7 protein-coding genes are annotated in these 10,982 nt (G+C 67.9%); 3 read left to right on the top strand and 4 right to left on the bottom strand.

The window, feature by feature from the left end:
• Nucleotides 1–32: 32 nt before the first annotated feature.
• The 3 genes from GT755_RS02975 to GT755_RS02965 all read left to right on the top strand — a co-directional run bounded on the left by GT755_RS02975 (nt 33) and on the right by GT755_RS02965 (nt 1,719).
• On the top strand, nt 33–341 hold the full coding sequence (locus tag GT755_RS02975) for a hypothetical protein (RefSeq protein WP_161478125.1): 309 nt from the start codon (nt 33–35) through the stop codon (nt 339–341).
• A gap of 340 nt (nt 342–681) precedes the next feature.
• Nucleotides 682–1,497 (top strand): SUKH-3 domain-containing protein, encoded by an 816-nt coding sequence (locus GT755_RS02970; RefSeq protein WP_202609546.1) that lies wholly within the window; start codon nt 682–684, stop codon nt 1,495–1,497.
• Nucleotides 1,498–1,506: 9 nt separating this feature from the next.
• The gene (locus tag GT755_RS02965; RefSeq protein WP_161478123.1) at nt 1,507–1,719 is read left to right on the top strand and encodes a hypothetical protein; all 213 of its coding nucleotides are present in this window, start codon (nt 1,507–1,509) and stop codon (nt 1,717–1,719) included.
• Here GT755_RS02965 and GT755_RS02960 read toward each other — a convergent pair.
• Genes GT755_RS02960 through GT755_RS02945 form a run of 4 tightly spaced genes read right to left on the bottom strand, consistent with a single transcriptional unit; the run spans nt 1,705 to nt 10,974 of the window.
• Nucleotides 1,705–4,533: a TIM-barrel domain-containing protein gene (locus GT755_RS02960; RefSeq protein WP_161478122.1), complete on the bottom strand. Its 2,829-nt coding sequence runs from the start codon at nt 4,531–4,533 to the stop codon at nt 1,705–1,707. The two genes, GT755_RS02965 and GT755_RS02960, sit on opposite strands and share 15 nt — an antisense overlap.
• Nucleotides 4,530–7,793, bottom strand: a complete 3,264-nt coding sequence (locus GT755_RS02955) for a TIM-barrel domain-containing protein (protein WP_161478121.1) — start codon at nt 7,791–7,793, stop codon at nt 4,530–4,532. The genes GT755_RS02960 and GT755_RS02955 overlap by 4 nt, the downstream gene beginning before the upstream one ends.
• Complete coding sequence (locus GT755_RS02950; protein WP_161478120.1) at nt 7,790–9,934, bottom strand: glycoside hydrolase family 31 protein; 2,145 nt, start codon at nt 9,932–9,934, stop codon at nt 7,790–7,792. Before GT755_RS02950 ends, GT755_RS02955 begins: the two co-directional genes overlap by 4 nt.
• Entirely contained in the window at nt 9,931–10,974 is a 1,044-nt protein-coding gene (locus GT755_RS02945; protein ID WP_161478119.1) for a glycoside hydrolase family 15 protein, read from the bottom strand. Before GT755_RS02945 ends, GT755_RS02950 begins: the two co-directional genes overlap by 4 nt.
• Between the last annotated feature and the right edge of the window lie 8 nt (nt 10,975–10,982).

Raw genomic sequence — 10,982 nt, 5'->3', positions numbered from 1 at the left:
AAAATCAGCCAGATGCTGTATGGCGGACGGCGATGCTTGCGAACATTCGTGGCCATAGCATCCCAGAGGCGACTGACGCATTGCTTTCGCTGACATACGGCGATCCGGACCGCGCTTATATCGAGCACGTCCTGCTGACTACTATCGCGGACAGCAATATAGACGTGCAGGTGCGGTCATTAGCGGTTACATGCCTGGGGCACTTGGCTCGTATATATGGAGAAATAAACACGCAGGCTGTACTGCCCGTACTGCGTGAACTGAAGCAGAGTGCAGCTTTTGGTGGCCTGGCGCAAGATGTCATTGAGGACATTGAAATCTATGTCCTTCGGTCCAAGTAGGATCACAATGTGCTGCCTTTTTTATGTCGTGGGCATTCGATATCAATCGCCTGGCAGCAGGCTCGGCTTTCGCACGGTCAGTTCTCAAGCCCACGGAACCGCTATTCGCATTAAGTCCTGCAATCCTCCTGATAGCGTTCTCGGGCTCGTCGATGTTCGCGAGCCATCGGACCTGTTACGTGCCGTGCTAGGCAATGTAGAACTCGGCAGCGAGCCGTATGGTTCGGGTGGCGACCTCGTGCAAGGGAGATCTAAGGTTCCGCTGAAGCCGCATGAACAGTGCACCCTCTCGTGAGATCGTCGTTTCTGAGTTTCTGTCACTGGCGGGGAGGTGAACCAGGTGGATGCCGAGGCGGAGCGCATCCTGGCCCGCGCGGGATGGGAGCCGGGTCGGCAGGTCGACATATCGGCCTGGCGGAGTCGCCTGGAAGAGGACGGCTTCGTCATGCACCACGCGGCAGAAAGGTTCCTCCGGGAGTTCGGCGATCTCGTCGTGCCGTATGGCGGACCGGGGATCTCCCGAGCCCGTGAGGCGCTGGAGTTCGATCCGCTACTCGCCATCGGTGAGGGCGACCGATTCGCTGAGTGGAGCGAGACGGTCGGAAAGTCGATCTGCCCGATCGGTGAACTCGACCAGGGCAGATTCTTCCTCGGCATCGACGAGGACGGGATGATCTATCTGATGAGTGATTCGCTGGCCCGGTTCGGGGCGGGTGACGCCGGGATCGCGTCTCTCGTCCTGGGCGTGATGCCGGTGCCACTGGCCGAACTGCAAGTCCTACGTGCGGATTCGACCGCGGAGCTGGAACTGTCCGGAACCCGGCCGGAGTTGCGGGCGCTCGGCCGCTTCCTGCGCGCCGGACGTGGAAGACGTGGACTTCTCGAGAATCGTGAGCCATCTCCCTACAGCCGATCACTGTCCGAGTTGCAATTTCAGGAGACGCCGGGCAGCGTGATCCGCATTTTGGTCGACGGCTCGTCCCTGAAGATATTCGGTGGGAGAGCGGCGCTCGACCTTCTCGCCGATGACATCGAGGATTTCGCCTCGAATGCTGATGCCTCGGATCACCTTCATGTCGAATATTTTCCGGGACATCACTATCTCGTGTCCGGTTCGGATTCCTTGGTCATCGCGATCGCCGCGCCGGCCTCTTAGGAAGAGGCCATGCCCGGGATCCGGGAGGAACTGGGCAAGTTCTCAAGGGCTTTCCGTCGCGTGCGCGCCGACCACGAAGGAGGGCAGGTCGACGAGATTCTCTACGCGCTCACGTCGGCTTTCGACGACAAAGGCACCGAGGTGGCTCGAGACGCGGCCGAAATGATCAGTGCCCCCGCGAAGGGCGAGGGCACTGACCCTGAAGCGTCAGAACGATCCTGAGGTCGTCCCTCCCGAACCGCTCACCGGTGCGGTGAACACCGTGTTCCCGCCCGGTTCCCAAGCATCAGCCGTGTCCGGGAACCCCGCCTCCTGCCGTTTCACGCACTTCCATTCCACCGAAGCCCCAGGCGGCAACTTCGAGATGGTCCCCGTCCACGTCGGATAAGCGGTCGGCGACAACTTGACCGCACTCGCCACCGACCACCCCCCGAGCTGCGGCACGTTCCCCACCGCGTAGACCGACTGCCCGGCGACCGTTGTTCCGTTCGCGCAGCTGAACGTCATCGAGGAAGGCGTCTGCCCGATCGTGAACGCGAACGTCTTCGCCGTCCCGACGGCCAGAGACGCCGACTTCGCCACGATCACGCCGCCGCCCGCGTTGTACCACCCGCTGGATGCCGCGTCGAAAGCCGCCTTGGACGCGTGCTGCGTCAAAGCAGAGCCGTTCAACGAAACAGCGCTGGCCTGCGTGTCCGCCACCAGTTCCACCACGTTCGACCGCGACGCCGGCGCTCCCGTGTACGTCCCGGACGAAGCCGCGACGGTCACGGTCGCCACCGACCCCGACAGCGACTGGCTCAGCGCGGTCGTCCGCACCGATCCCGTCTTGTACGCGGTGGAGCTCCCGTCATCCTCATAGAGGGTGAAGGAACTCGCGCTGGGAGCGGCGTAGACCCGGGCGATCAGTTCGTTCCGGGTAGAGGCGTCGGTGCGCTTCCCGAGGACGTTCATCGTCTTGTCGTCCACGAACATCTTCGGAATGATCGCCCCGGCCCGCGCGAAGGTCGGCAGCCGGAATTCTCCGTTCACCCACAGCGGCCGGTCGTTGAACCACTGCCCGGTCGACACGAGCTTCTCGTTGGTCGAGTAGTCGTACCAGGTCCCCGCCGGCAGGTACATGTTCCGCGACCGCTCATTTGCCCCGGCCACGACCCCCACCAGCAGGTCCTTCCCGATCAGCTTCTGGTGGCCCATCTCCCGGACGGCAGGATCGTTCTGGTACTGGTAGACGAGGGGCGGCACGACCGGCTCCCCCGTCAGGTAGGCCCGGTGCGCCAGCGAGTAGTAGTACGGCGTCAGCTCGTACCGCCGCCGTAGGTTCCCCAGGTTGCTGGCCGCGTGCCCGATCGAGTCGGGCGAGGTGGCGGCGCAGTTGCACAGGTTCTCGGTGTGCGGGCGCAGCGGCACGTCGAACCAGGCCCCGTTGGCGAACCACTGCGTGTAGAGCTCGTTCAGGTCGCTGTCGAGCATCTCGCGCCGGAACCCGCCGATGTCGGAGCCGTAGTAGTCGATCCCGGACATCGACATGTGCATCTGGGCGTTCTGCTGCTGGGCCAGCGCCGTCAGCTTCGAGCCGATGTCGGCCGACCACATCGCCACGCCGTGGCGCTGCATGCCGCCCGCGCCCGACCGCGCCAGCATGAACGGCCGCTTCGTGCCCGAGGCGTAGTTCCGCGCGATGCTCTCGGCCCACTTCAGGTTGTAGACGTTGTGGTAGTCGGCGTGCGCGTGCTTGCCCGGCATGACCCCCGACACCCAGTCGGCGGGGTCGTACATCTCCGGTTCGCCCAGGTCGAGCCAGTGGCCCAGGATGCCCTGGTTACTCAACGCCTGACGTTTCAATCCGTGCCAGTAGTCGCCGGCCGCGTTCTGCGTCCAGTCGATCATCCCGCCGCGGCCCCACCAGTCGTTCGTGGTCAGGTAGGTCGGCGCGCACGACGAGCAGCCTGCCCGTACCAGGTACCCGCGTGAGGCCATGTCGGCGTGTTCGGGACGGTTCTTGCCGATGTACGACTCCTCGATCGTCATCAGCCCCACGCCCTGGTTCGTCGAGTAGTCGGCGATCTTCGTGGCCGGAGCCGGGAAGTCGGTCGTGTCCCACGTCAGCGAGCCCATCAGCGTGTTGTCCGACCCGGCCGTCACCCCGCCGAACCACGGCAGGTCGAGCACGAACCCGTCCACGGGGAACTTCGCTGTGCGTAGCCCGGCCAACCGGTTGTCGATCTCGGTCCAGTTGTCGTAGCCGAACTCCGACACCCACAGGCCGAACGCCTTCTTCGGCGGCACCGGCGGCCTGCCGGTCAGCTCAAGGTAGTCCTTGCGCAGGTCGGGCAGGTCGGGGCCGGTCATCGTGTACCACCGGAGCTGGTCGCCCCACGTGTCGATGGTCCACGGGTCGCCGTTGAGGTTCCACTCCTGCTTGTAGACCTGGTCGAGGAACAGGCCGTAGTTCAGGTTGGACGCCCCCACCGCGAACAGCACCGGGATCTGGGTGTTGCCCACGGGGCCGTTGTCGGGGTCCCAGACCATGGCGTTGCCGTAGGTGCCGCCGGGCGAGCGGGTCCGGCCGACCCAGTCGCCGTCGGCGCTGCCGCCCGTGAAGAACTGCTGGCCGAGGCCGTAGGCGTGCTGGACGGAGCTCTTCGTCACCGAGAGCCCCTTCCACGCCTGCGACAGGTTGCGCGGGCAGGCCTCGTAGAGCAGCCGGGTCGGGTCGGAGACCTTCACGCAGAGGGTCCCGGCCGTGACCTCGACCTTCATGGACGCCGTCGTGATGACGTTGCCGACCTGGCTGAAGCTGGAAGGCCCGGTGTAGTCGGTCTTCGCCACCTGTGGGGTGGTGAACAGAGGAGATCCGGTGCCGGGGCTGGTGCCCTGAGCCAGTTCGAAGTGCACCAGGTCGTCGTCGAGGAACTCGGCGATCAGGTAGGTCGACCCGCTGGTGAACTGCACCCGCTGGACGGCCGCTTGGGCGGGCAGGGCGACCAGGAAGCTGCTCGCCAGAACCACAAATATCGTGAGAAGTCGTCTCATGGCCGCGCCACCACCAGGTTGTCCAGGTTGACGCCGTTGGACGCGTACTCGATCTTCACCGAGCGGGCCCCGGCCGTCAGGTTGGTCGTGAGCGTCGCGGTGCCCCACGTGTCCCAGTTCGCCAGCGCCGGGAGGTTGAGCGTGCCGACCGAGACCCCGTCCACGTAGACGGTGCGCGTCGAGGCGACCGTCGTCGAGTAGCGGAACTTGAGCTGGTGGCTGCCGGTCGTGTCGGCCCTGACCTGGAAGGTCACCGAGTCGCCCGAGGAGGCGAAGCCGTCGACGAAACCGGTGCCGGTGTATCCGGTGTGGTTGGTGTTGGTCGAGACGCCGACGCCGGTGGCGAACTCGGCCTCGTAGGCGGCCTTGTCGACCCCGTTCAGGGTGACCGACCGCGCCGACGCGCTGGAGCCCAGCTTCACGTACGTGAGCTGCTGCACCGGGTCCCACCACCAGCCCTCGGAGGCCGACTGCAGCGCGGCCAGGGAGGCCCGCGCGGTCGCGCCGGTCACCGACGACGGCTGGGTCGAGGCCACCTGCAGCGTGCTGGTCGTGGTCAGCGCCGGGACCGACACGCCGACCGTGTGCGCGCCCCAGTTCTCGGTCACCGAGATGGTCCGGTTCAGCCCGGCCGAGTCCTCGAAGTAGGAGTACGACGAGTTGCCCGACGGATAGATCCGGAACACCAGGTTGGCGTACGAGGAGACGTTGTTCGAGATGTTCCCGCCGAGCTGGTAGGAGGCGTTGAGGTTCAGCGGGATGATCGCGCCGGCGCGGGCGTACACGGGGATCGTGTCGAGGCCGGCGTTGTAGGTCTTCGTGCCGGGCCCGGTGAACCGGCCGCCGTTCCACAGGTCGTACCACTCACCGGCGGGCAGGTAGACGTTCTTCGACGTCGCCCCGGCCGTGGTGATCGGCGCGACGAGGAGCTGCGGGCCGAACATGTACTGCTGGTCCAGCGCGGCGGCCGTGGAGTCGGACGGGAAGGCGAAGCTCATCGCCCGCATCATCGGCACACCGGTCACCGACGACGACTTGGCCTCGGTGTAGAGGTAGGGGATGAGGTTCATCCGGACGTTGGCGAACTTCCGGAAGTAGGGGATCACGTTCGTGTTCCCGGTCCGGGCCTGCACGTTCCACGGGGTGCGCGCCTCGGAGACGCCGGGGTTGGCCTTCTCCGAGTGGTACTGCATGATCGGCGAGAACGCCGCCTGCGCCGCCGACCGCAGGTAGAGCTCCGCACTCGGGAAGTCGCCGGTGAACCCGGCCATGTCCCACGCGGTGTAGGGCACGCCCGACTGCCCGGCCGACAACTGCGCCCGCACGGCCTCCTGGAACGCCGGGAACGAGGAGTTCTGGTCGCCGGCCCAGAAGATCGAGGTCGACTGCGCCCCGGCGGTGCCGGCCCGGCTGAAGATCGTGCCGTCCGGCTTCTTGCCCTTGACGTAGGTGTTGTACGCCGACAGGTAGGAGTTCGGGTAGGCGTTGTGCATCTCGTCGCCCTTGCGGCCGTCGGCGAACGACACGTTCCGGCCGAAGATCGCCTCGGAGCCGTCGGTCTTGAAGCCGTCGATCCCGACGTCGTCCATCAGGTAGTCGCGTTTGCTCATCCACCAGGTCCGCGCGGCGGACGAGGTGAAGTCGGGCACCATGCTGTCGCCGAACCACTGGCCCGTCGGCACCCGGTAGACCCCGCCGGGCTGGGCGGCGACGTAGCCCTGCGCCTGGGCGTACGCCTTGTCGTTGAGGTGCTGCTGCGGGGCGGTCGACGGGTTGACGTCGAAGTTCTCCTTGAACACCGGGATCTGCCAGAGGATGACCTTGATGCCCTTGGAGTGGGCGTCGTCGACCATCGCCTTCGGGTCGCTCCACGCCGTGCCGGGCGGGAACGTCAGGTCGCTCAGCGCCAGTTTCCCGCTGCCCGGTTTCGCCGTGTACGTCGCGCCGTGCCAGACGTAGAAGGTGGCCTCGTCGCTCCACTGCTCCAGCACGATCGCCGAGTGCGGGATGTCGTGCGTCGTCGGGTTGGCGAGCTCGGCCGTGACCTCCGACTGGGTGTTCCACTCGTTGGCCGACATCCAGAGGCCGAACGCCCACTTGGGTGGCAGTTGCGGCCGGCCGGTGACCGCGGTGTAGTCGTCGACGATCTCGGCGGGGGTGCCCGCGAAGAAGTGGTAGTCGAGCGTCGAGTTCAGTGCGCCGTTCGTGTCGACGGTGAATCCGGCCAGGTCGCTCAGGTGGGTGTTCAGGTTGAAGACCGAGTAGCGGGTCGAGGGCAGGTAGACGCCGTATCCGGCGGAGTTCAGGAAGAACGGCGTCGACAGGTAGGTGCGCCGCCACGACCCCTGGTCGCGGTACTGGTTGTAGACGAAGTTGTGCACGTCGGTGCCGCGCTGGTCGAGGCGGTCGTAGCGTTCGCCGAAGCCCTCGAAGCGCTCACCGGACGGCGAGAGGAAGTGGTCTTCGATCTTCGTGATCGTCGAGACGCCGTCGCTCGCCCAGCCGATGTTGCGGAACACCGCCGGGTCGTACTGCCGCGTGATCAGGGTCGTGCCGTCGCCCTTGTAGACCGACAGGCGGTAGGGCGTCTTCTGGATCTTCAGCACCAGGGAGGGCGTCGAGATCTGCAGGGTGGAGGCCGAGTTCGTGACCGTGTACCCGGAGACGCCGGTGATGTTCAGGCCGCTGCCCGAGGGGGCGATCTGGGTGCGGAACCGGTCGAGCGCCGGGAAGGCGAAGCGGATCTTCGGCGTGAACGACCCCGCCGAGTCGCCCGTCGTCACGTCGACGCTGGTGCCGTTGTTCACGTACGACGTCACGTTGGTGACCGTCGACCACGACGTCACCTTGAACGTGAACGGCCCCACGCTGCGCTGGCCGCCGCCGTTGACGTCGGCGTTGACGGTGTAGGAGATCGAGTCGCCCCGCACGAACGAGCCCATGGTGATGCGCCAGTAGGTGTTGTTGCCCTGGTTGTAGTCCCAGGCGGCGCCGATCGGGGTCTGCGCGACGCCGTTCTTCGTCCAGGTGATCCAGACGGTCTGACCCGGCTCGATCGGCCAGGTCGTGGCCTTGAGGGTGACGGCCTCCCCGGCCATCGGGTCGCGGGGAGAACGTTCGGTCGGCTCGGTGGAGTAGAGGTCGTCGATGCCGGTCGGGTTGTGGTGCACGCCGCTGAGGGCGGCCGCGGGGAGGGCATGCAACATCGTGGCCAGCAGGGCGAGCACCACGACGGTGACGCCCGAGCGTAACCGGGTCATGCGAACATTCCTTTCAGACGCGGCCAGTGCCCGGAGGCGCAGAGCACTGGAGGACGCTCGATGGGCGCGGGAAGGACGACCTCCCGCCCACCGGTGAGCACCGCGCCGGTCCACACGTCCACCCACTCGCCCGAGGGCAGGTAGGCGGCGATCTCGGTGGCGCCGGGCGTGGTGACGGGGACGACGAGCAGCGCGTCGCCCAGCTTGAACTGCAGGGGGTACGACCACAACTCGTGTTCCATGTGGTCGAAGAACAGACCCCGCATGAGCGGCTTGCCGCCGCGTACCGCCACGGCCGCCTGCTCGGTCAGGTAGGGCACCAGACGCTCCCTGAGCTTGGCGAACGTCCGGAAGACCGGGATGACCCGGTCGTCGCCGGTCTGTTCGGCGATGTTCCAGGGCGTGCGGTCGCGGATGGGGGTGCGGTGGTGGTTGAACTCGGAGTGGTACTGCATGATCGGCATGAACGCCGAGGTCCCGGCCGCGCGCAGGTAGAGCTCGGCGCTGGGCAGGTCGCCGGAGAACCCGGCCAGGTCCCAGCCCCAGTAGACGATCCCGCAGGCCGAGGCGGTGATCCCGGCGCGGATCGAGGCCTCGAAGGCGGTCCAGGTCGAGTCCTCGTCGCCGGCCCAGAACGCGCCGTGCGGCTGCGAGCCGGTGAACCCGGCCCGGCTGAAGGTGACCGGGGCCTTGCCGTGCCGCTTCAGCAGGTCGCCGAAGGCCCGCGCGTAGTGGACGGGGAACAGGCCGTTCCCGTCGTCGCCCCGGCGGCCGTCGGCGTAACGCAGGTCGTGGCCCCACGCGTGCTCGCCGCCGTCGGTCTTGAAGCCGTCGACGCCCATCTCGGCGACCAGGTAGGCGCGCTTGGCCGTCCACCAGTCCCGGACCTCCGGCGAGGACAGGTCGGGCATCAGCGCCAGCGGGAACCACCAGCCCCGGTTCCGATAGGGCCGCCCGTCGGCCTCGCGGACGCCGTAGCCCCGCTCGACGAGCTGCCGCGCGTCGACCGCCGCCTGGTGACGGGGGTGCGGGCGCATCTTCTGCAGCGGGATCTGCCAGAGCAGCACCTTGACGTCCCGGTCGTGCAGCTCGTCGATCATGCCCTTCGGGTCGGGCCACGGCCCGTCGGCGGGGAAGGTGTAGTCCTTCAGGGAGTGCGGTTCCTCCGACGGCTCGTACACCGCGCCGCGGAAGGCCGTGAAGGTCGTCTCGTCCGACCACGCCTCGATGACCAGCGCGCCGACCGGGATGTCGTGCTCGCGGTGCCGGTCCATCTCGTGCAGCACCCGGGCCTGGGTGTTCCACTCGTTGCCGCTGGCCCAGAGCCGGAACACCCACGAGGGCAGCTCGGTCGGGTGGCCGACCTCGTCGAGGAAGGCCGCCAGCACGGCGGCGGGCGGGCCGTCGTAGAAGACGATCTCCAGGTCGTCGCCGGAGACCTCCGCCTCGATCGTCAGCACGTCGCCCTCGGTGGAGTACCAGGTGCGCCGCGAGGTCCGCACGTGGAAACCCCACGGCTCGTCGCCGACGACGAAGGCGAAGGGCATCGGCAGGTACGTCCGGTTCGCCGCCCCCTGCCCCTTGTACTGCTCGAACACGACCGCGTCGAGGTCGTTGCCCCGCTGGTCGACGGCGTTGAACCGCTCCCCGAACCCGACCAGGTGGTCGCCGGGCGCCAGCCGCACCGCGAACCGCACCCGGCGCGGCCCGTCGGCGTCGGCCAGTTGCTCGGCCGACCCGGGCACCACCCGGTCGGTCCCGCTGACGCCGATCTTCCCGGGCGTCCACCGCGCCGCCGACACCTCGAACCACCGGGTGGTACGACCCGGCTCCCGGAACCGGTAGCGATAGCGGTTCCCGAACACCAGCGGGGGAGTCGTCACCGTCCACGACCCACTGGCGGCCCGCGCCGCCTTGGCCTGGGCGGCGGCCAGGTGCCCGCCGTCGGTGACGACCGGCCCCTCACCCGCGAACGCGGGCGACATGGGCAGGTCGGCGCCGTCCCACTCGCAGACCACCTCGGCGGCCGAGGAGCGGACCCGCAGTTCGACCGGCTGCCCGTCGAGCGGCAGCACGGGAACCCGCTGGTCCTCGGACTCGGCGTAGGGGTGGCCGGAGCCGTAGGGGCGATGACGGATCACAGTTCCGCTCCCAGCATCAGATACATCCCGTGCGACCACAGCAGGGGGGTGGCGACCGTCCCCCAGCGCCGCAGCCACTCGTCGTGGCGGTCGGGGAAGAGCAGCACGTCGGAGACCTGCTCGGGCAGGTCGCCGTTGGGCAGGGCCTGGGCGGCCATCCAGTCGAGGTAGCGCCGGGCCTCGTCCGGCCGCCCGGCCGCGGCGTGGTTCAGGCCGAGGAACCCGGCCAGCAGCACCCACCGGCCGCCGCCGTAGAAGGTGTCGGCGCGGTAGCGGTACACCCCGCCGTCGCGGGCGAGCTGCCGTTCGACCTCGGCGACGGTCGCGACGGCCACCGGGTGATCGGGGGCGTACACGCCGAAGGGGGCGACGCACGCCAGCAGGCTGGCGTCGACCTCGTCGGACCCCAGCCACTTGCGCAGGTGGCCCTTCTCCGCGACGCCCTCGGCGGCGATCAGCGTCTCGATGCCGCCGATCGCCTCCTTGATCTCCGGGCCGGCCGCCCCGAGCGAGATCGCGGCCCGCAGACCGGCGTGGATCGCGCCGAGCGTGGCCACATGGCGCTGATCGACGTGCTCCTCCCACCAGTCGTAGCAGGGGCTGTCCCAGAACGCCGCCAGGTAGCGGGCCGCCACCTGGACCGCGTCGAGGTGGACCGGGGTGTCATACCGCCGGACGTGCTCGGCGAGCTGCCACAACCAGGTGCCGTAGCCGTCGAGCTGGTGGTCCCACCACTCGTCGGTGCCGTCGGCGCCGTCGAGGGTGAACCGGGTCGGCAGCATCTCTCCGGGCGAGAGCGTCTCGTCGTGGCGTCGGGCGATCAGGTCGTCGACCTGCGCGGCGCGCGCGGAGACGACCCGCGCGCACCACTCGTGGAAGGCGGTGACCGAGGCCTCCTCGCCCGCGCGGGACATGCCCTCCGCGATGAACGCGCCGTCGCGGAGCCACGCGTAACCCGCATAGGCCGAGAAGGTCGGGCACGCCGGATAGGCCCCCGAGGGCGACTGATTCTCGCGGATCACCTGGATGCTGCGAGACATCAAGTCGA

Source organism: Herbidospora solisilvae (assembly GCF_009901565.1).
GTDB classification, from domain to species: domain Bacteria; phylum Actinomycetota; class Actinomycetes; order Streptosporangiales; family Streptosporangiaceae; genus Herbidospora; species Herbidospora solisilvae.
The sequence above is the reverse complement of the archived record's forward strand: the minus strand, read 5'-3'. Positions and strand labels throughout refer to the sequence as shown.

Excerpts from the sequence above, each read along its gene's own strand:
- GT755_RS02965 (WP_161478123.1), top strand. The coding sequence starts at position 1,507 with ATGCCCGGGATCCGGGAGGAACTGGGCAAGTTCTCAAGGGCTTTCCGT.
- GT755_RS02945 (WP_161478119.1), bottom strand. The coding sequence starts at position 10,974 with ATGTCTCGCAGCATCCAGGTGATCCGCGAGAATCAGTCGCCCTCGGGG.
- GT755_RS02955 (WP_161478121.1), bottom strand. The coding sequence starts at position 7,793 with ATGACCCGGTTACGCTCGGGCGTCACCGTCGTGGTGCTCGCCCTGCTG.
- GT755_RS02975 (WP_161478125.1), top strand. The coding sequence starts at position 33 with ATGCTTGCGAACATTCGTGGCCATAGCATCCCAGAGGCGACTGACGCA.
- GT755_RS02960 (WP_161478122.1), bottom strand. The coding sequence starts at position 4,533 with ATGAGACGACTTCTCACGATATTTGTGGTTCTGGCGAGCAGCTTCCTG.